Raw genomic sequence first — 21,118 nt, 5'->3', positions numbered from 1 at the left:
GAGAATACAAACCATCAGGACAGCAATCCCTCACCAATGTAGCCGTTCTCTTTAATTCCTGGGAGGCATGCAAAAATTGCACTGCCTTTATGGACAGTATATTCATTTAACTTGTCATTTTTTGCCAGTCGCTCCTGCATCGGGATAAATTGTTTCCTTGGGCTTCTCTGAAAGCAAATGAATAACAATCCAGCGTCAAAACTCCCGGTTTGCGGATCCATTCCACCCGTATATGAATATGCCCGCCGCAAGATCTGCTGGTTTCCATCACCATGGGCAACCCTCATATGCGAAAAGGAAGGAATCATCAGTTCCCCATTTGCATCCTTTTTGCTGTAATCCGCTTTTTCAAATTCTTCCTTATGGCCGAGTGGAGCTCCGCTGTCACGATGTCGTCCGAATGTTTGCTCCTGGTCCATCAGGCTGGAACGATCCCAAACCTCAATGTACATTTGTATCCGGCGAACAACCATATAGCTGCCTCCAGTTAGCCAATCAGGGCCGTCCCCCGCCTGTACCCATACATGTTTTTCCATGTCCGCGTTCTTATTTACATCAGGATTTACTGTGCCATCCTTAAATCCAAACAGATTTCGCGGTGTTTCCTGCTTGGTATTTGCCTGCTTAGTGCGCTGAAATCCTTCCTGTACCCAATGGATTACAGCCTTGCCTCTGGCAATTCTAACAAGGTTTCGGACAGCATGAAAAGCGACTTGCTGATCGTCGGCACAAGCCTGTATACAAATGTCTCCGCCTGACCATTTTGCTTCTAAAGAATCCAGCGGAAATGAAGGCAAATCAGAAAGCTCATCTGGTCTTTTATTTTTTAAACCAAAACGGTCAACGCCATTTTTCTCAAATAAACCTGGCCCGACCCCAAATGTGATAGTAAGGTTAGAGGGCGCAAGGCCAGCTGCTTCCCCCGTATCTTTAGGAGGAAGATATTGGTTCTCAGAGTGTTCACCGACAGCTTTTCCTTCTGTCATCGCTGCTGAAGCTTTCGTCCAATCCTTAAAGAGCTTTACGAGCTCTTCACGGGTAGAAGCTGTGACTTCTAAAGCTGCAAAATACACGTGATTTTGTGCTGGGGTAGTAATACCCGCTTGTTTTTCCCCATAAAAAGGAACTACATCATTAATGCTTTTACCCTTAGTCGTTTTGGAATTAGTTGCCGCCAGCACCCCGCCGATGCCGCTTGCACCAAGGAGCAGGCCTACTCCACCTACTCCTGCTGACTTTAACATCGATCTTCTTGACATCTTAGCAGATAAAAACGGAGGCACTTCTCCGCTCTTTTCATTTTTGCTGTTCAATGATTATCCCTCCATTACAATGCCCAGCTGAGAAAGCGGTTCAGCAAGGGCATCAATTGCCTGGCTTAACTCCTTAACTTCTTCTTCCTTCAGCTCAGTATAAGCCTTGTAGCCATTGCCTTTCTTGTGTTTTTCCAAAAGTGTGTATACTTGGCCGAATTGTTTTTCTATATCAGCAGAAACTGCTTCATCCTTTTCCTTTAAAGCTGGATTTAACAGCTGGTAGATTTTCTCTGCTCCCTCTACATTTGCAGCAAAGTCGTATAAGTCTGTATGTGAATAGCGGTCTTCTTCACCAGTTACTTTTGAAGTAGATACTTCATTTAATAAGTCAACTGCTCCAGTTACCAACAATTGCGGAGTAACCTCAACTGTCTCTACTTTGGCTCGAAGGAGGTTAACGTCCTTCATTAGCTGTTCTGCATATTGTTCATAGCCCTTTGTTGTGTTTTCAACCCATAATCCTTTTTCAATGCGGTGATAGCCGCCCCACTCGGCTTCCGGAACATCGCCTTCACGAGCATCAATTTTTGGATCCAAATCTCCAAACACCTCGGCTATTGGTTCAGCACGTTCGTAATGCATTCTTGCTGGAGCATACGCTGCTTTTGCTTTGTTAACATCACCTGCAATTACTGCATCCGTGAAGCTTTGTGTAGATACTACAAATTCTTCAATTTCACCTAATGCATAGGCCCGATATTCTGCAGAAACCCCCTCCAGGTTACTGGAAGCAGGCTCAGCAGCTGCCTCCTTTTTTTCTTTTGGTGTGGCAGCTGTTTCTTCCTTTGACTGAGTGCAGCCAACCAATAAACTTGCAGATAATAAGATTGCTATAGATGCCTTCATTGTATTCATAATAAAAATCTCCCTTATAACTATGTATAATTTCATAACTATTCTAACAGACATTGATAATCATTTTCAATTGTATTTTATTACAATGTTGTGAAAACTGATTAATTATCAATCTATTAATGTCCTGCTAAAGGTGAGCAGCATAGCTTGTTTATTAGGAATAAACAAATGACGGTAAACATTATGATTCGTTAACGATAAAAAAGGCTGCAATCTTTTGCAGCCTCAGACTATAGACAAACTCGATGAAATCAAGTTTGCCTGCAGTTATTATTTTATTTAGCCTATTAATGGGGTCTGCTGATTTCCGTTCCAGGCGCTTCGCTTTCCGCGGGGCGGCCGGCGACCTCCTCGTCGCATACTCCTGCGGGGTCTCACCTGTCCCGCTGCTCCCGCAGGACGTTGAATAAGCATCCTCGAATAAACACCGCACGAAGGAAATGCGGATGCATTTTCGAGGATCTCGCGCCTTCCACTCCAATCAACAGGCTTTTACACGTTTACTATGGAACGTTCCTAAAATCTATTTTAAAATTGATACAAGGTTTACTTATCACCGGGAAATTTAAGCCCAATCTGTGCTCTAGCCTCATCCATAATCTCCATTACCGCCATCGACATTTCATAGGAGTTTACGTCTGACTCGCGCTTCCCTGACTTGATTAGTTCGATAAATTCCATCGCTTCATACATCATAGTATCTTCAGCCTGCGCTGGTGTAATATCTTCTTCTGTGCCGTCGCGGTATACGATCTTTACGTTTTTAGGGTTTGAGATTTTATCAATAAGGATACTTCCGTTCTCCCCTTGAATCTCAGAAGGAACAGGTGAATTCGTTATTTTTGAATGAGAAATGATGGCTTCGCTGTCATTGTAAGAAAGAATAATGCTCCCTTGTCCATCAGCTCCCGATTCAAGCAGATAGCCATTCGCCTGAATTTTAACTGGCCGGCCCATAAGCATCACAGCTGGATAAATGCAGTAGATGCCGATATCCATCAGCGAGCCGCTTGCAAAGTCAGGATTGAAAGCATTCAGCACAGTACCTGCTTTATAGGCATCATATCTGGACGAGTACTGGCTCTGGGTTGCTGTAAAACGTCGTATTTTCCCTATTTTATGAAGGTTTTTCTGAACGCTTTTAAAGCTAGGAAGAAAAGGGGTTTTCATGGCCTCCATAAGCAGCACGTCATTTTCCTTAGCCGCTTGAATCATTTCTGCTAATTCAACCCTATTGGCCGCAATTGGTTTTTCACAAATTACGTGCTTCTTATTTTTAAGAAAAATTAGCGCCTGTTCCGCGTGCAGTGAATTGGGAGTAGCAATATACACTGCATCAATTGCTTCGCTGGCAGCCATTTCTTCCAGATTCGTGAATGCTGCTTCCACTCCATATTTCTCGGAAAATTCCTTTGCTCGTTCCAAAGTTCGTGAATATACCGCCGCTAATTCGAAATCTTCAATATTGCTGGCGGCTTTAATAAATGCCTCTGTTATCCAATTGGTTCCTACAATACCAAAACGAATCATAGTCTATTCCTCCATGCTGTTACATTCTGATTTCTCTATAGAGTACCAAATATCATCACCTTTTTCCAGAAACCGAATAGCCGGTTGAGATTGGAGGTTTTTAGCTCCGCTGAAAAGGGGATAGTAAGGTATTAATAAATGAGGAGTGAAGTTAAGTGACGTCTGTGAAGGATAAGGTAGCACTCGTAACAGGGGCAGGCTCCGGAATCGGCCTAGCCTCCGCTGTTAAACTGGCCAAAAACGGAGCAAAGGTAGCTCTGGCCGATGTAAAGGCAGAAAACGCAGCCGAAGTAAAAACGCAAATCGAGGAACTCGGCAGTGAAGCAATAATCATTGAAACGGACGTTTCCGATCCCGCCCAGATGGAATCTTGCATAAAAAAGATAGTTGATACATGGGGGCAGCTTGATATAGTCTTTGCAAACGCCGGCATTAATGGGGTTCTCTCACCGATTGAAGATTTAGATCCGGATGACTGGGATAAAACCTTGAGCATCAATTTAAAGGGAACCTTTTTAACCGTAAAGTACGCCATCCCTCATATGAAGCAAAATGGCGGCAGTATCATCATTACCAGCTCCATCAATGGAAACCGCATTTTCCGCAATTTTGGTTTTACTGCCTACAGCACCTCAAAAGCGGGGCAGGTAGCCTTTGGAAAAATGGCTGCCCTAGAGCTTGCAAGATACAAAATCCGCGTTAATACGATTTGCCCTGGCGCCATTGAAACGAATATAGACAACAACACCTTCCCCGAGGAAGAGAATCTGGAAAAAATCAAAATTCCGATTGAATATCCTGAAGGCAGCCAGCCATTGAAGAACAAGTCCGGATCAGCTGATCAAGTGGCAGATTTGGTCCTGTTTTTCGCTTCAGACCAGTCATCCCATATAACTGGATCAAAAGTTTATATCGATGGGGCGGAATCGCTCTTATAATATTGCTTCAGTAAAACAAAACTGGCAGAGCCATCTGCCAGTTTTTCGGTTATAAAATTAAATCATGAAGATTGTTAAATCGAAGCAGATTTTTCAAAATATCCGCTTCTCTTTTTTAACCCTGCCACCCGTTCGTTGATAAGATTTAAGTTCTCCTGATGAAAAAGTAATCCTGTTTCTGAGACTACTTGAATTCCATTTCTTTTATGCAAAGCAGTTGTCACTCCATTTCCCAATCTTCTTACCAATAAATTCACCATTATAGATCATGGAGCTTCCACAGGAAGGCTAAATTCTTTAAGAATAATAACTGTTGCTTCAACCTCTTGAGCTTTTTTAGAAAAGCGTAAGCTCCTTTTAAATACAGTGCTGTAACATCTCTTCCGGATTTCTCGACCACTTTAGGCTTACCATCAAAGACATCTTCCCCTGTACCCCCACTATCTATCTCAGCTGGTTCTCTTGGGATTAAAAAGCCACCAAGTAATTCCGCATACGGTTATTGCCTGGTTTTCGTCCAAAAGTTGGAGTATCTTTTTTATCTAAACAATGCGTACCATAATCTTTTACCTCTAACCCTGCAAAACAAGAGCTAACTAATATCATTTATTATCACCTCAATCTAATAGACTGAATTCCTTATTCGGATAAACTGCCCGTTAGACTAAGTTCAGCAAAAAGAATGTAAATCCTTTTACAGATTCACGAATTTGCTAGTTTATTTCAGATTATTCATAAACGGTTTATCTATCATGTTTTGAATTGCATTCTTTCTAAATGTATGGAAGTATAGATTTCGAATGAATTTCAATTCATTGAACTGACAAATGAACTTTAGATATTGAAAGGAAATCGGCTTATGGACTATAAAGTGACGGTTTTAATCTGCGATGACAATCTTGCTGTTCACGAAAGTATCAATGCATACCTGCAAGCTGAAAACATGAGTAGCGTTTCAGCTTTTGACGGAGAGCAGGCACTTGAGCTTCTAAAAGAAAACAAATTCGATTTAGTAGTGCTTGACATAATGCTGCCAGGACGTTTTGGGACTGAGGTTTGTAAAGAAATACGCAAAACGAGTGATATTCCAATCATAATGCTTAGTGCAAGAGGGGAAGAAATGGATCGAATCATTGGCTTGGAAATCGGTGCAGATGATTATTTGACAAAACCTTTTTCTCCACGTGAAGTAGTGATTAGAATCAAAACAATTCTTAAACGGGTACAACCCAAACAAGAAGCCCCCACTTACTTGAAAGCAGCCAATCTCTCAATTGATATAGACGGATACGGTGTTATCATTAATGATCAGGAGATTGAACTTACGGCCAAAGAGGTTAAGTTATTAGCATACCTAGTTAAAAACATAGGCAAAGTGATAAATCGTGAGGAGATGCTGTACAAAATATGGGGATATGATTATGCCGGCGATACACGTGCAGTAGACACCTTAATTAAACGTATACGGCAAAAAGTTGCAAAGGCATCTCCACATTTTTTAATAAAGTCCGTGTATGGAGTGGGCTATAAGTTCGAGGAAATCATATGAAAAGATTTTTCTTTAGTAAACTCTCAATTGCACTAGTGATTTTATTTATATTTATTTTAGGGCAGATGTTAGGTGCTTTTGCTATTAAACACTACTTTATACAATCAAAGATTAATGAACTGCAACCTCATCTCACTTTAATTAGAGAACATGTTTCTAATGGAGAAAAAATCAGGAGGAACGATGATTTCCTTATTAAAGCATATAATGTCCACGGAAATGAAATCGATATAATTAAAGAAGACGTTTCCCCATCTTTTCCAGAAACCAAAATGAACAACGTTTTAAAATCGTATTTACCCAAAATTGTTAGTGGCAAAACCGTGGTCGAAATTAAGGAAATACCCGACTTTTCTTCAAAAGCAATTGTTATCGGACAGTCTATCGTCCAAAACAATAAAGTAACAGGCGGCATCTTTCTTTTAAAACCGGCACGTGCTTACAAGGCTGCACTTTATGGTTTTTACCTTGTATTTTTTACTACATTAGCAATTGGAACAATAATAATTCTGGTCTTTCTAACTTTGTTTATTAAAGAGAAGAATCAGCTTGAACAAATGCGAAAAGATTATATTGCGAATATAAGCCATGAATTAAAATCCCCTCTTGCGTCTATAAAAGCCTTGACTGAAACACTATCAGACCACGTAGTTAGAGACCAATCAAGAATCGACCAATACTACAGCATCATATTAAGAGAAAGCGCTCGCCTTGAAAAACTCATTTCTGATTTACTAGAGTTATCGCGATTACAAAGCAAGAAAATTGCATTTACTAAATCAGCTATTAATACAAATCAATTAATTGAACGGGTGTCGGAGCCCTTTTCTGTTCTAGCAGATGATATGGATCTACAATTTCATATAACTGAGCGTGCAAAAAATCTGCCGCAAACCTATTCAAATGAAGATCGGATTATACAAGTTCTTACTATATTGCTGGATAACGCGTTTAAGTTCACTCCGGAAAATGGGTTCATTACAATCGATGCAAAAAGTATTAGCAAAAAAGTGGAGATAATGATTACAGATAACGGTCCAGGAATCTCTAGGGAATTTCTCCCTCACATATTTGATCGATTTAATAAAGAAGACCTCTCACATAATAGCGCGGGCAGTGGTCTTGGACTTTCAATAGCACATGAAATCATGGCGCAGCTTGGGGAGAAGATTAGTGTTATAAGCCAATTAAATTTAGGAACAACATTTACTATTACCATTAAAAGAGGATAGTATTCTCGCCAGAAAAATGTACGCTTTATCTCGTTTTTCTGCCATTTTTGTGCCACATTGTTTTGTTACGATTTTCTTGTAGAAAAAACATACAAAACAAACAGGAGTGATACGAAATGAAAAAATCCATACCATTATTATTATCCATGTCCCTAGCGGCCACTTTATTTGCAGGTTGTTCAACGAGCAGTTCAGAGGATACAGCAGCCGCAAAAAATTCATCAGCTAACGTATCAACTGAAAAGCCTGTATCTACGGAACAGTCTGGCAGTGCTGGACTTGGTGAAGCAAGTATTGATACATCAAATATCAACACAAAGTATACAGATGTTGCCTATGGCAGCCAATCCGAAAAACAAAAGCTGGATATTTATTTGCCGAATGAAGGTGAAGGTCCTTTTCCGGTAATTATTGCTATTCACGGCGGCGGATTTATGAAGGGAGATAAAACAGGTGCAGACCTTTCTCCTACGCTGGAGGGTGTGAATCGCGGGTATGCTGTTGTGCCGGTTAATTACAGACTATCCGGTGAAGCTATTTTTCCTGCAGCGATAAATGATGTAAAAGCAGCTATTCGATATATTAAGAAGAATGCCAAAGATTATAACTTGGACCCTAACAACATTGCTGTATGGGGAAATAGTGCTGGTGGAAACTTAGCAGCTTTAGCTGGCACAAGCGGGGAGGATAACTCGTTAAATGGTAAAAAAACCGAAAACCCAGAGTATTCCTCTGAAGTAAAGGCTATTATTGATTGGTTTGGACCACTTGAATTCTTAAAACTGGACGAGCAATTTGCAGAATCAGGAATTACCCCTAAGTTGGGAGAGAGAAGTTCAGATACATCACCAGAAAGTAAATATATTGGAGGTAATATTACAGAAAACGTTGAACAAACCGAAAAAGCGAATCCAGCAAGCTACATTACTAAAAATGATCCGTACTTCTTTATTCAGCACGGCACTGCTGACCAAAACGTTCCAACACAACAATCAATTGATTTTGCAGAAAAATTAACGAGCGTTTTAGGCAAAGAAAAAGTCACTCTATCCCTTATAGAAGGTGCTGGTCACGGTGGAGAACAGTTTAATTCTAAAGAAAACCTTGAAGAAGTTTTTAACTTCCTGGGTAGTGTATTGAAAAAATGATTTTATGGGTGGTATTTTCACCACCCATTTTCTTTTGTACCTTTGGCGAGTTTTAATGGAATTAGGGAATTTCTTAAACAGTCTACTGACTCAACTTCTCCCGCGAACACATTTCTCTACAATTTTGCAGCTTTATATGTAGGATTTATTTAAAGTTTGGCTTAACTTTACTAAATCTTCCTGTTCTTATTAAATCCATTGAGCTATAACAATAAGACCCCTTCGCGGAACAGTTTATTTCCTCCCTTGCAGGAGCTCCCGGCAAAATTTTTTCAATTTTGTGGCCTTCCGGTACAATATAGCCAGTCAAATACCAAATGGCGCGTTGATTATGATGTCCTGATAGCTGACCAAATTCCTTCAATATCCTGTAGTAGAAAATTATAAGGAACTGTAATACATATGGAGGTGCCTGCACCCAAGACGTTTGTTCCTAAAAGAAAGGATTGGCCAATATGAGTAAATACGTACAAAAAAGGACCAAGTTGAATCCCAGCAACTTCCATAAATCAGTTGTTCCACCGCCAGAATGCAGACAGTATATATAAAATGAACTGCATTAGTACTGGGATGGGAAATTGGGCGGCTTTTTTTTTGGACATATCTTGGAAGGTACCTGCCATCCTTTAGGAACTTTTTGTAGCACCTTTGAATAGTTTTCGGCTAAACCATTACTCAACAAAAATTATCTCCTCAAAATCATGAAGCAATAAGGTAATAGGAAAAAGATAAATCACAGTTGGTTAAGGCATTCTATCATTATAGACTTTCTCCTTTTGCTTTCGACTTCGGAAAAATGGTATAGCTAAAGCTTATAGCAAAATCAATAGAGAGAACTAATCCCCACAGCTTAATTACATTCCAAAGCACTTCTGTTCGGGTTTTATCTCCTACAAAATAAATGATCCCCAACAGTAGCACATTGCCGATTACCCAGCCCAATAAATGGCGGTACCAGCCTTTTCTTTCGTTTTTTGCATATTCAGCACCGTATTTAGCTTTTTTCATCGGTTTCGGTCCATTTGAATATCGATAGGCGAAACGCTTGTCAGCCCAGTCAATTAACTGATGTCCAAAGGCGGCAGTCATTCCAATGTAATAAGCGGCCAATCCATGAAAGAAAGTGGCCGTTTGGCCATTCTGCAAATCAATTACCGTTGCGATAATTAACAGTAAATCAATTATGGGCGTGCTCCATAAAAAAATAGCACCCAGCTTCTTCCGTTTTAAAATATATCTTGTAAATAAACCAATCAGAATCAAAACCCAAAAGCCAATTTCACATGCAACTATCAGCCATCCAATCATATCCCCGCTCCTTTTTTTAGCACAACCGTGTTAAAAAGATAATAACACGAGTGTATTAAAAAAACAATACATGATATAATAAAAGCATGCCAAAAATTGTAGATCATGATAAACAAAGAGAAAAAGTCGCAGAAGCTGTCTGGAGAATTATTCTTAGAGATGGTTTTGAAGGGGCCACTGTAAGAAAAATTGCGGAGGAAGCCGGTATATCGACAGGATCGATGAGGCACTACTTTTCAACGCAGTCCGAGTTATTTGCTTTTTCAATGAAGCTTGTCTCCCAGAGAGTTAAACAGCGGATTGAACTGGTCCGCTTTACCGGAGATCCTCGTTTGGATCTTCAAACGATACTTCTTGAATTATTGCCAATGGATGCGGATAAGAGTGCGGAAATGGAGGTCTGGATTGTTTTCTATATTAAAGCACTGTCCGACTCTTCCCTTCACTCGCTTGGAAGGGAAATCTATCTTGAAATGAAGAAAAGTTTTACCTTTATGATTGATACGCTTATCCAGCACGGCATTGCTAAAAAGGATTTAAACCGTGATGAAGCAATAGAAATTCTATTTGCACTAGTTGATGGGCTGGCACTTCATGGAATCATGCAGCCTGACCTGGTTACTCCGGAAATTTTGAAACGGACTATAGCTCACCACATTGAGTCAATATGCCGGTAAAAGTACAAAAGCGCAAGCGCCAATAAAGAAGTAACTTCGACTAAGTTCTGCAGGGTTGAAACCTAAGGCTCTTTCAATCCCCGTCCTGTGCCAAATGTCGACTCCAGCACATCCTACTGAGGAAGAACGGCTAAGATCGCCACGTCCTCACAAAGCTGTCGCTTTGTTTAGTGCGATGAATCGCTCCCAAAGAATTCCTTGTCCTGTGGCAGCGCCGTTCTGACCCATATCCTGACAATGGAACGTCAAACGCCAGCACATCCTCACAAAGCTGCCGCTTTGTTTCGTGCGATGGGTCGCTGCCGTAGCGTTCCTTGTCCTGTGCAAGTCCGACAAGCATAAGACAGGTGCTGACAGAAGGCGCTTTTTTCCTTCCGAAGCGCTTGGCTTATGACCAGGGCTGCGATGGCACTTTATCACAACAAAAGGTTGTGACGGTATTTGGTCACAACACCCGAGGGCTTTTTTTCTATAAGAAAAAAAGTTCCTGGGCGCTGAAGCAGTGTATGAATGAACTACTTTCGTTATCCACAACTTTTATCTGCTAGTGATTTCCTAAAAAAGAAAAAAAGCAGCCGCCAGCTGCTTTTTTTCACTCTGAGTCCTGAGTAATCCGTTCACCAAAACCATGAGGATCAGGAACATAATCCAAGTGGGTTGTTCCTTTTGATGGAGCACTGTTTTCATATGAATTATTTTTTAATGTCTTATCCTTTGGCTCTTGCTCATTTTTTTTCAAAACTAATCACCTCCATTGATATAGCGTTTCAGAAAGAGGTTTAAAGGAATGATATTTTTCTTATTGGGTGAAAATTTTCTCCACTTAATCCTGTGGTTCCACACTAACCTAATTCGTAAAACAACTCTAATAAGGTTGCGGGATTATTTTCATATATCACCCCGTTTATATTCCCTCCTTTTCATCAGTGTTTACAAATTTCTGTAAATTAACCCAAATAAAAAGGGATCCTAGTTCAAGATCCCTTAATACCCTATAAAAATTTTGCATCAAAAATCCTTGATGGATGTTACAAACAGAGCTTAAGCTCCTGCCCTAAAAGCTGCCTCTTCCATATTGTTAAGTATCGTAAACAAAATCGATTTAGCTTCTTCTAATAAAGCAGCTTGGGTTATCCAAAAGGCCGGGTCCTGCACAAAATCTCCAGATGGCATTTGTTTACCAGTTATCTTGAGAACACTATTAATTACCTCCTCAGTAAATTCCGGGTGGAATTGCAGGCCAATGACACGCTCACCATATGAGAATGCCTGGTTGCTGCAGCCCTTACTTGTTGCAAGACAAAGGGCTCCCTCTGGCAAATCAAAGGTGTCCCCATGATGTTCGAATGCTGCAAAGGATTTAGGTATCCCTTTAAACAGTTTAGTTTGCTCAGCTTTTTCTGTAAGTTCAATCGGCCACCAGCCTATCTCCTGGTGAGCGTGAGGATACACCTTGCTTCCTAATGCACTGGCCAGCATTTGAACACCCAAGCATATCCCGAGCACCCATTTTTTCTTGTTGATTGCTTCATAGATAAATCGTCTTTCTGCTAAGAGCCAAGGAAATTTCTCTTCCTCATAGGCCCCCATCCTTCCACCTAAAATGATAAGCATTTCGAAGCTATCCAATGAAGGAAGTGTTTCGTTCTCATATATTTTCGTACAAGACAGCGAATGATTTCTACTGCTAACCCATTCCTCAATATTTCCCAGAGTTGCAAGAGGGTCATTCTGGATATAATGGATTTTCATAATGGTTTCCCCCCAACTCTTAAGAACCTTTTTTTTAGAATCTCGATGTGAAGACATTTCGTTCCCAGTTACTGACATACCGGGAGTACTTGTTCCACTCCGTCCTTTTAATTTTAATAAATTCTTCCCAAATCGTTCTGCCAATTGTCTGTGCCAAGACAGAATCCTCAGAAAGAGCATTAATCGCTTCAGTCAGGCTTCGCGGCACCCAGCTGATTCCTCTTTCCTTTAATTCGAATTCACTGGCACTGCTTACATCAAAGTCAACAGGCTCTCCTGGATCTATTTTAGTCTGGATGCCGCGTAGACCAGCTGCGACTAAACAAGCAGCTAAAAGATAGGGGTTGCTTGTGCCATCCGCTCCCCTGTACTCAAACCGTCTTGCTCTTCTTTTTTCAGGAATTCGCACCAAAACAGAACGGTTACCGGACCCATAGCAGATATGGGCAGGTGCCCAAGACCCAGGCTGCATCCGTTTATATGAATTGATACTTGGAGCTCCAATCGCGATGAGCGATGACCCATGCCTTAGAAGCCCTCCAATGAAATGATATGCCTTTTCGGACATATCCAGTCCACGCTGATCCGTTGAATCTTCAAATAAATTTTCTCCATCCTCATCGTATAAACTGATATGAACATGCAGCCCGCTTCCGGATAGATGCTGAAAAGGCTTTGGCATCAGGGTACCGACAAGACCTTTATCACGAGCAATTTGCTTATATAAATGCATGAACGTTACTTGATCATCGGCAGCCTTGAGAGCATTCGTATATTTTAAGTTGATTTCAAGCTGTCCCGGGCCATATTCACTTGAAATTTGCTCGGTTGTAACACCCATTGCTTCAAGTGAGTAAACAAAGTCCTGAATGAAATCCTCTTGAATATCTGCTCCTTCTGTTGAAAAGCAATGACTGTTATCGGCTGGAACAAGCTGGCCATCCACTTCCTTCAATAAGTAAGCCTCCTGTTCAAAGGCCATATTCATTTTCCCGCCAAGAAGTGATTCCACTTCGTTCAATAATCGCTTTAATGCGCTTCGCGGGCAGCCATGCCATGGATCACCATTGATGTCCACCAGGTCACAAATCATGCGAGCCGTGTTTTTTCTATATGGAAGAATGGCAAATGTACTTGGATCAGGCACAGCAAAGAAGTCACCGTCATTTGGCCCAAAGGCAGGGTTCGGGATATATTCATCAAATACATCAAAGCTCATGATTGCTGTACTGAAGTTGACCCCTTTTTCCATGACATCCTTCAACTGCGCCGGCCGAATGGTCCGTCCGCGGGTCACCCCGGCGTAATCCAGAAATTCTACCCGGATAAACTCAATATTTTCCTGATTAACAATGTTTAGTACGTTTTCTTTTGTCAACATGATTTCTCAACCCCTTTTTGCAGTCTGCTCAATATCGCATAAGTGAATATTTCGATTCCAACAGGAATAATGGATTCATGAAACTCAAATTGCGGATGGTGAAGATCATAAATGGGCTTTCCGTCCTGCGCTGTTCCTAATCTGAAATATGTGCTCGGAACCATTTCCGCAAAAGAGCCAAAATCATCGGCTCCCATCGATGGCTCCTTGATATGAACAACCTTTTCAGGACCAAGAATTTCTTTCGCACTTGTTTCCAAAGCTTGTGTTACTAAATCATTGTTGAATACTGGCGGATGGCTCTCGTTATACCGGACTTTCGCCTTCCCTCCAAAAGCTTTTGCGATATTTTCACTAAGCTCTATAATCTGGGCTTCCAGCCGTTTTCTAGCCTCTCTAGTTACCGCCCGGGTGGTTCCCTCTAACACCACCTTATCTGCCACAACATTACTTGCAGTTCCCCCCTGAATTTTGCCAACATGAACAACGACCGGTTCAACCGGGCTGCTTGACTTTGTTATCAGAGTAGGCAGTGCCTGGAGAATCTGCGAGCTAATTGTGATTGCATCAATTGCCTGATGGGGCCTTGCGCTATGCCCGCCCTTCCCCTCGATGGTGATTATAAAATCATCACAGGATGCTGTAATCGCTCCATATTTAACACCGACTGTTCCATGTGGCAAATGCGGCCATAAATGGAGTGCGAGCATCGCATCCACAATAGGATTCTCCAGGACTCCTGAGTCAATTAGCTGCTGTGCAGCCCCATCTGCTTCTTCACCCGGCTGAAAGATACAGCGTACCCGGCCGGACAGCAGATTCTTATTCTGATAAAGCAGATTGACTGTTCCAAGAAGAATCGTTGTATGTCCATCATGGCCGCAGGCATGCATCACACCTGGGTTTAACGAAGAAAATGGAAGATCCGTCTTCTCTTGAACCGGAAGGGCATCTATGTCTGCCCGAATACCGATGTTTGGCCCTTCCCCGTTTTCGCCAATAATATCAACGAAGATTCCGGTTTCTCCTATTCTAGTAAATGGGATTCCCCACTCCTCAAGGATGGACGAAATATATGCACATGTACTAAACTCTTGAAACGACAGCTCAGGGTGTCTGTGAAGGTGCTTTCGAATTTCATATAATTGTTCTGAAAGATCTTGTTTTACTCGAATCTCTTCCTTAGTGATCACCTTTAAATCCCCCTTACATTGTTGTTCCTTTTCCACTGGTATTTGAGAGATTATTAGATTTATTAAATACCCGGAACAAAACATATAAGACCGCCATCCATATCGCACCGCGTACAAGTGTCATCGGCGAACCTACAAATGTACCGTAAAAAACAATCCCAATGCCTGCAAATCCAAGAATCGGGAACAAAGGATATAATGGCTGTCTCCATGGCAGCTGCTGAATTTCCTGCATAGCATTTTTCCGGTACAGAACTGCGGCAATCAATGCCAATGTCCAGGAGACCAGCCACGCTAAAACTAGCTGTGTTGATAGTTCCACATAGAGAAAATCTGGATTGACAGATCCTAAAATGACTAATCCAATAGATAAAGCCCAAACTACTGCAATCCCGTATACAGGAGTACCTGTCCTTGGATGAATGTACCCAAAGAATGATGGCAGGAAGCCATTCTTAGCCTGCGCGTAAAAAATGCGGGAAGCTGCATATAAGGTTCCCATTAAAATACAAGTTGCAGCGGCAATCCATGCTGTCATATTCATGATATAGGCACCAGCGATACCAAATACCATTCCGGCTGCATCTGTGAACGGCGAGCCATCCATTGTGATTTTATCCCACGGGATTAATCCCTGGAGGACAATTTGAGCTGCAGAATATAAAACTAAGAAAGTAATGCTGGACCAGATCAGCGCCTTTGGCAGATCCTTTGGATTTCTTACCTCACCGCCAGCGGTTGCCAATGTTACGGCGCCAAGGTACGCATAGGTTCCCAATGGAACAGCTGCCCAGAAGCCATCAGCACCATGCGGAAGGAATGGAGTAAAATTATTAAAATCGATATCCTTTAAGCCTATGATTGAAAAAAGGGCCATGACAAGCGTCATAATAATTACAAGTAATAGCTGAGTCTTTGCTGCAATCTCGGTACCAAGAATATTAAGAACAGCAAAAATGGTAATAAACAGTATCGCAAAAAATACCGGCCAAACATCACCTTTGAGCTGCGGGAAAAACCACATCGTTAGCTTCCCTAAAGCAAGCCCGACACTTCCGCCAGCAATTACCCACCCGGCCGCAAAGGTAAATCCAGCGAGGAATCCCCACCATCTGCCCATAAAGCGGTCAACCCATTGAGACATAGCTCCGGCATTCGGCATTCCCACCGCCAATTCACCAAGAGCAACCATTAAAAACAACTGTGAAAGCCCTGCTACCAAATAGGCAAGGATTGCACCTGGTCCTGCAGTCGCGATCCCCTGCCCCATAAGAACAAAGATACCATCTCCGATAACAGCCCCTACTCCAAGAGCCCATATTGACCAATATCCAAGCTTTCTTTGAGGCTCAATCTCTAATTGAATCGGTTTGCTCATTATTTAGCCTCCTTTAAATAATCCTGGTACACATTTTCAAAATTGCGGTAAAGTACCATTTCTCCAATTGTCCGAGCTGTTTCAGCATCCATATAATCTGATTCTACCCAGCCATTAAGGACTTCCTCAAAGCACTCTTTAAATAAGCGGACCCCAAGCCAGTTCATTTCCGGCATCGTAAAAGCGTCGGAACCGTACATCACCTTATCGAAAGGTGCAAATTCAAATATTTGGGATAAAATGCGCTTAACCCCGTGTCCGGCAAACGGGTTCTGCAGGGAGATGTCCATATACACATTAGGAAGGATACTTACGATGAACGCCGCCTCTTCCACCCATGGATAGCCGCCATGAACAAGGTGCACTTTTGTATCCTGATATTTCTCCTCCCTAAGCATATCGAGCAGAAAGCTTGGGCTTGCTTTAGGAAGAACTACTTCCCCATCACCTATACCAGTATGAATATGCATAACTTTATTTGTTCTTGTACATTCCTCCATTGCGACGTGAAGACAATAATCGCGAAGGTTTTTTGTTGTTGCACGGGTGTCAGCTCTAAAATCCTCGTACTCTTCAGCTGCTAAGCTTTCATTCATTGGAGTAATCTCAAGTCCGCTGCGGTAAGCAATGATTGATTTTAAACCAACCATTCCTTCTTTCTGGAGTGCTTCAGCCAAATCGGCACGATATTTTTCACTGAACTCAGTAAAGTTTTCGCATTCCTGGCTGAGCTTCACCATGACCGGTTCAATTCTGTGAATCTCCCATATTCGCGCCCCGCATAAATTCGCGTATTCCTCTTTGCTGAGAGGAGGCTGAGGATAACCAAAGTCAGCCACAATTCCCGTTAAGTTCGAATCCTCGAAAAGTTCGCGGGTATACTTCCTGAAGTCAGCAGCTCGGTTATTCCGATGCTCCACTACTGCTTCAAGAGTCGGTTCACAGGAAAAATATTTTGCGAGTCTTTGGATAAGAATTTGAACCCACATATTGCTTCCAGGATACGGCTGCTTGTATGCCCTTTTATAGTTTTCTTGTATTTGAGTGGGTATGACTGCTAACGACAGCTTTCTTACAAACTCTGCTTCAGTATACGGCTCTGTGTTGGCTAAATATGGATGAGCGTGAACATCTATCGCTTGAACATCTTTTAATGATACTTTCATTTATTTGCGTCCCTCCTTCTTATGATTAAAATTTATCAATGCAAGTTTCATGCCAATTCAATAAACAATAAAAATCCTTTTAAAACACCGTTCCATTTTCAAATAATAGGAAGTTACCTGCAAAAAACCTTTCGAACGAAAAAATTTTTTCACTAAAATTTTTTCGCTTTCCTTTATTTTTAAAAAGAATAAAAATTTTTGTTTTCAACTTATACGTAATTATGGTAATATTTCGAAAAATAAATATTTGAAAATTGGAAGAAAAAATTTTTCGGAGATTTTTTTTCATTAAGAGAAAGGTGATTATTTGAACGCAATATTTCCCCTCAAATTAGAAGATATATGGAACACCTCCTTCGACTCTATGATTCTGGTAAACGAAGAGGGAATTATTTTGTCACTAAATCGGCCAGCCACGCGTCTCTTTAAAAGCAGTCCTATTACCCTAATCGGAGCATCCATATTTGAATTAATTCCTTCAGAGGAAATTAAAAAAAATCTGAACAAGAAGCAAAAATCGGGTGTTTCGATTTCATTGGGCACAAAACAATTAGTCGGAAATATTTCTTTCCTTGAGAATGATTCTTATGGGGGAATATACCTTTTGATTCTTAAGGACCTCTCCCAAATACAGCTTCTTCAGCATCAATTACAGGAATTGAATAAAACAAAGCAGCTTTTTGATTTAATCCTGGATCAGCTGGAGGAGGGAATCTGTGTCATTGATGAGCATGGGACCATTCTTTTTTATAACCGGAAAGGCGGGGAAGTGGATACGTTAGAGCCAGAGGCTGTTCGTGGAAAGCGGGTTCATGATATTTGGAATGTCGATGAAAACACAAGCACTCTGCTGACCTCCCTCCGTACTGGCCGAACCCTGAATCATAGGGAAACCCAGTTTACATCACACGGAAAAGCGGTAACTACACTATCCCGTACTGTACCATTATTTTTAGGGGATCGCCGAGCAGGCGCCATGGAAATTTCAAAGGACATTACGGATCAAAAACAGCTTGCTGAAACGATTATGCAGCTTCAGAAACAGACAAAAGGAGATACTGCCCCCCTTCCTTCTCTTCCATCACAGAAAAACAACACGAGGTTTCAATTTGAAAATATTATTTTTTCCAGCCGAGAAATGGCCCAAACTGTTGAACAGGCCCGCCGCTCCGCCAGGTCAAAATCAAATATTCTGATCGTAGGAGAAACAGGTACTGGAAAAGAATTGTTTGCACAAAGCATACATAATGAAAGCCCGAGAAGAAACAGCCCATTTATCGCCCAAAACTGCGCTGCCCTGCCGGAATCCTTACTTGAAAGCTTACTGTTTGGAACAGCTGTAGGAAGTTTTACTGGTGCCGTTGATCGCGCTGGATTGTTCGAACAAGCGCAGGGGGGAACTCTTCTGCTTGACGAAATTAATTCAATGGGCACAAGTCTGCAGGCAAAGCTCTTACGGGTTCTTCAGGAGCGTAAAGTACAGCGGTTAGGTTCTTCAAAGGTAATTGATATAGATGTTAGAGTCATCGCTACATTAAATGAGGAACCACTTCTTGCGATAGCAGGTGACCGGCTTCGCGAGGATTTATACTATCGCCTTGGTGTCGTCAATTTGGAAATCCCCCCACTTAGAAATCGCAAAGAAGATATCCGTGTGTTAATTGACCACTTTATTGCAAAGCATGCTGAGCTTTTGAATGTATCAGTGGATGGACTTGAGTTTGATATTTATCATCTTTTTATGAACTATCATTGGCCAGGCAATATCCGTCAGCTCGAACATGTAATTGAGGGCTGCCTTAACCTTGTGTTTGATGAGAAAACAATTAGCTATGATCACTTACCTCCTATCCTTAAAAACAAAATGCGGCAGCAAGAACAAACTTTGCTAACAGAAAAGCCCTTCCAATATGCAGGCAGCCTGCCGGAACAGATTGAAAAGCTGGAACGCATCATGATTGAGCAGGCCATGAAAAAAACTGAGGGCAACATTACAAAAGCAGGAGAACAGCTTGGCATCTCGCGGCAGAATCTCAATTACAAGCTCAAAAAATATTTGATCTACTCTTTATGAGGGGGAAACGCTTTTGTCTAAACATTTTCTTGAAACAGAAAATAAAGTAATCGCGGATAGTTTAAAAATTCGCTTTTACCCGATTGCCGTGAAATCTGCCAAGGGAACGCGTATCACAGACCAAGTTGGAAAGGAATATCTCGATCTGGCAGCTGGTTGGGCTGTCGCAGGAATCGGCTATGGCCACCAAAGGGTCAGCAATAAAATTAAAGAGCAATATGAAACCCTTTCCTTCACCTCTCAGCTTTCTGCTCCTGAACCAGCAATGGTTTCACTTGCGCAAAAACTGCTTGATATTACACCGGGTGATTTTGCAAAAAAGGTCTGGTTTGGCCATTCTGGATCCGATGCGAATGATTGTATTGCCAAGCTGGTCCCGCTTGAGAAAAACCGGTCCAGAATGATTTCGTTCATGGGTTCGTACCATGGGCAGACAATGGGATCCCTTTCCCTTTCAGGTCATCCTGCCCAATCCCGTTTTATCGGGAGTGGAAACGTCGTGAAAATTCCCTATCCAAATCCATATCGTCCCCTTTTTGGTGACACTGGACGCCTAACCGATCAGGTCATCGATTACTTGAAGAATGAGGTTTTTAAGACCGTTTCCCCTCCGGAGGATACAGCAGGTATTATCATTGAAGGAATCCAAAGTGATGGCGGCCTCATAGTTCCCCCTGCTGACTTTTTGCCTCGTCTTCAGGATATTTGCAGGGGCTATGGCATCAATTTAATATTCGATGAGGTGAAAGTCGGTCTAGGAAGAACTGGCAAGTGGTTCTCCTTTGACCACCATCACATCGTACCGGATGCCGTTGTTCTCGGGAAGTCTCTCGGAGGCGGGCTGCCAATCAGCGCGGTGGTTGCAAGAAAGGAAATCCTTGATGTTGGATCAGGAATTCATTTGTTCACTACAAGCGGCAACCCTGTAAGCAGTACAGCTTCTCTCGAAACCATAAAAATTATTGAGGATGAAAAATTAATAGACAATGCCCGGGATAACGGTCAGTATTTCATGAATCTTCTAAAACAGCTGCAAGAAAAATATGAATGCATTGGAGACGTTCGCGGGAAAGGCCTTGCTATCGGAGTTGAATTAGTGGAAGACCGGATAACTAAAACCCCTTCAGCCGAAAAGACAGCTGCCATCTGCTATCGCTGCTACGAACTTGGAATACTGGTGTTTTATGTAGGGATTCATAGCAATGTAATTGAGATCACACCACCTCTGACCATCACGAAACAAGACATTGATTTAGCGATTAGCGTTCTAGATAAAGCTTTTTCTGATTTAGAGGAACAACTAATTAACATGGACCGTGTGAAGGAATATGCAGGATGGTAAAAACCTCCGTTAAAATCAGTTACTCAGTCACTGAATCAGGAAACTCCATTCTTTTTTTCATTCTTTAAAACCTATAAGTCTCTCCTTTAATGTTAAAAACAACGGAATAATGTAACGGTCGATCTAGGATAGCGTTATTAAAACACATCCCTAAACATTTTCCCTAATCTCAATAAAGATTTGTTGGCTGGTAAGAGCATGGCTCCATTTTCATAACGTTTATATACAATCTGAAAAAAGAAATGGGTGAAAGGGAAGCACAACAAATTTATCGAATCC

17 protein-coding genes and 1 pseudogene are annotated in these 21,118 nt (G+C 41.6%); 7 read left to right on the top strand and 11 right to left on the bottom strand.

Translation table 11 applies throughout. The features are described 5' to 3' along the window. Positions 1-14: 14 nt before the first annotated feature. The 3 genes from efeB to CVD28_RS18835 form a co-directional block, all read right to left on the bottom strand. A complete protein-coding gene (gene efeB / locus CVD28_RS18850; protein ID WP_101595505.1) occupies positions 15-1,259 on the bottom strand; it encodes an iron uptake transporter deferrochelatase/peroxidase subunit in 1,245 nt (414 codons plus the stop codon). Positions 1,260-1,316: 57 nt separating this feature from the next. After that, a complete protein-coding gene (gene efeO, locus CVD28_RS18845) occupies positions 1,317-2,171 on the bottom strand; it encodes an iron uptake system protein EfeO (protein ID WP_101595084.1) in 855 nt (284 codons plus the stop codon). Between the two features lie 546 nt (positions 2,172-2,717). Beyond that, complete coding sequence (locus tag CVD28_RS18835; protein WP_101595077.1) at positions 2,718-3,701, bottom strand: Gfo/Idh/MocA family protein; 984 nt, start codon at positions 3,699-3,701, stop codon at positions 2,718-2,720. A gap of 155 nt (positions 3,702-3,856) precedes the next feature. Here CVD28_RS18835 and CVD28_RS18830 point away from each other — a divergent pair, with 155 nt between their 5' ends. Beyond that, on the top strand, positions 3,857-4,639 hold the full coding sequence (locus CVD28_RS18830) for an SDR family oxidoreductase (RefSeq protein WP_257985919.1): 783 nt from the start codon (positions 3,857-3,859) through the stop codon (positions 4,637-4,639). 74 nt (positions 4,640-4,713) lie between these two features. On the opposite strand, the pseudogene CVD28_RS18825 reads toward CVD28_RS18830, so the two are convergent. Continuing rightward, positions 4,714-5,245: pseudogene (locus tag CVD28_RS18825) on the bottom strand (DUF523 domain-containing protein). 253 nt (positions 5,246-5,498) lie between these two features. Here CVD28_RS18825 and CVD28_RS18820 point away from each other — a divergent pair. The 3 genes from CVD28_RS18820 to CVD28_RS18810 all read left to right on the top strand — a co-directional run bounded on the left by CVD28_RS18820 (position 5,499) and on the right by CVD28_RS18810 (position 8,568). Then, positions 5,499-6,188, top strand: coding sequence for a response regulator transcription factor (locus tag CVD28_RS18820; RefSeq protein ID WP_101595074.1), 690 nt, complete (start codon positions 5,499-5,501; stop codon positions 6,186-6,188). Beyond that, complete coding sequence (locus tag CVD28_RS18815; RefSeq protein WP_101595071.1) at positions 6,185-7,420, top strand: sensor histidine kinase; 1,236 nt, start codon at positions 6,185-6,187, stop codon at positions 7,418-7,420. The genes CVD28_RS18820 and CVD28_RS18815 overlap by 4 nt, the downstream gene beginning before the upstream one ends. Positions 7,421-7,536: 116 nt before the next feature. Beyond that, positions 7,537-8,568: an alpha/beta hydrolase gene (locus tag CVD28_RS18810; RefSeq protein ID WP_257985918.1), complete on the top strand. Its 1,032-nt coding sequence runs from the start codon at positions 7,537-7,539 to the stop codon at positions 8,566-8,568. A 759-nt stretch (positions 8,569-9,327) separates the two neighbouring features. Here the strand turns inward: CVD28_RS18810 and CVD28_RS18800 are convergent. Then, positions 9,328-9,876 carry a 2TM domain-containing protein gene (locus CVD28_RS18800; protein WP_101595064.1) on the bottom strand — a complete coding sequence of 183 codons (549 nt, stop codon included), beginning with the start codon at positions 9,874-9,876 and terminating at the stop codon, positions 9,328-9,330. 86 nt (positions 9,877-9,962) lie between these two features. On the opposite strand from CVD28_RS18800, the gene CVD28_RS18795 reads away from it, so the two are divergent. Continuing rightward, positions 9,963-10,553, top strand: coding sequence for a TetR/AcrR family transcriptional regulator (locus CVD28_RS18795; protein ID WP_101595060.1), 591 nt, complete (start codon positions 9,963-9,965; stop codon positions 10,551-10,553). Positions 10,554-11,145: 592 nt separating this feature from the next. On the opposite strand, the gene CVD28_RS28230 is transcribed toward CVD28_RS18795, so the two are convergent. The 6 genes from CVD28_RS28230 to CVD28_RS18770 all read right to left on the bottom strand — a co-directional run bounded on the left by CVD28_RS28230 (position 11,146) and on the right by CVD28_RS18770 (position 17,423). Continuing rightward, positions 11,146-11,292, bottom strand: a complete 147-nt coding sequence (locus tag CVD28_RS28230) for a hypothetical protein (RefSeq protein ID WP_180954223.1) — start codon at positions 11,290-11,292, stop codon at positions 11,146-11,148. Between the two features lie 302 nt (positions 11,293-11,594). Then, positions 11,595-12,305 carry a type 1 glutamine amidotransferase gene (locus CVD28_RS18790; protein ID WP_180954222.1) on the bottom strand — a complete coding sequence of 237 codons (711 nt, stop codon included), beginning with the start codon at positions 12,303-12,305 and terminating at the stop codon, positions 11,595-11,597. A 34-nt stretch (positions 12,306-12,339) separates the two neighbouring features. After that, entirely contained in the window at positions 12,340-13,686 is a 1,347-nt protein-coding gene (locus CVD28_RS18785; protein WP_101595053.1) for a glutamine synthetase family protein, read from the bottom strand. Further along, positions 13,680-14,879 carry a M20 metallopeptidase family protein gene (locus CVD28_RS18780; RefSeq protein WP_257985917.1) on the bottom strand — a complete coding sequence of 400 codons (1,200 nt, stop codon included), beginning with the start codon at positions 14,877-14,879 and terminating at the stop codon, positions 13,680-13,682. The genes CVD28_RS18785 and CVD28_RS18780 overlap by 7 nt, the downstream gene beginning before the upstream one ends. A 13-nt stretch (positions 14,880-14,892) precedes the next feature. Next, positions 14,893-16,257, bottom strand: a complete 1,365-nt coding sequence (locus tag CVD28_RS18775) for an APC family permease (RefSeq protein WP_101595049.1) — start codon at positions 16,255-16,257, stop codon at positions 14,893-14,895. Then, complete coding sequence (locus tag CVD28_RS18770) at positions 16,257-17,423, bottom strand: amidohydrolase family protein (protein ID WP_101595046.1); 1,167 nt, start codon at positions 17,421-17,423, stop codon at positions 16,257-16,259. The genes CVD28_RS18775 and CVD28_RS18770 overlap by 1 nt, the downstream gene beginning before the upstream one ends. A gap of 307 nt (positions 17,424-17,730) precedes the next feature. Between CVD28_RS18770 and CVD28_RS18760 the strand changes: the two genes are divergently transcribed. Together CVD28_RS18760 and CVD28_RS18755 are read left to right on the top strand one after the other, a co-directional pair. Then, positions 17,731-19,497, top strand: a complete 1,767-nt coding sequence (locus tag CVD28_RS18760) for a sigma 54-interacting transcriptional regulator (protein WP_257985916.1) — start codon at positions 17,731-17,733, stop codon at positions 19,495-19,497. Positions 19,498-19,510: 13 nt separating this feature from the next. Continuing rightward, a complete protein-coding gene (locus CVD28_RS18755) occupies positions 19,511-20,839 on the top strand; it encodes an aspartate aminotransferase family protein (RefSeq protein ID WP_101595040.1) in 1,329 nt (442 codons plus the stop codon). Positions 20,840-21,118 lie beyond the last annotated feature (279 nt).

It is taken from the genome of Bacillus sp. M6-12 (assembly GCF_002860285.1).
Lineage (GTDB): Bacteria > Bacillota > Bacilli > Bacillales > DSM-1321 > Peribacillus.
The sequence above is the reverse complement of the archived record's forward strand: the minus strand, read 5'-3'. Positions and strand labels throughout refer to the sequence as shown.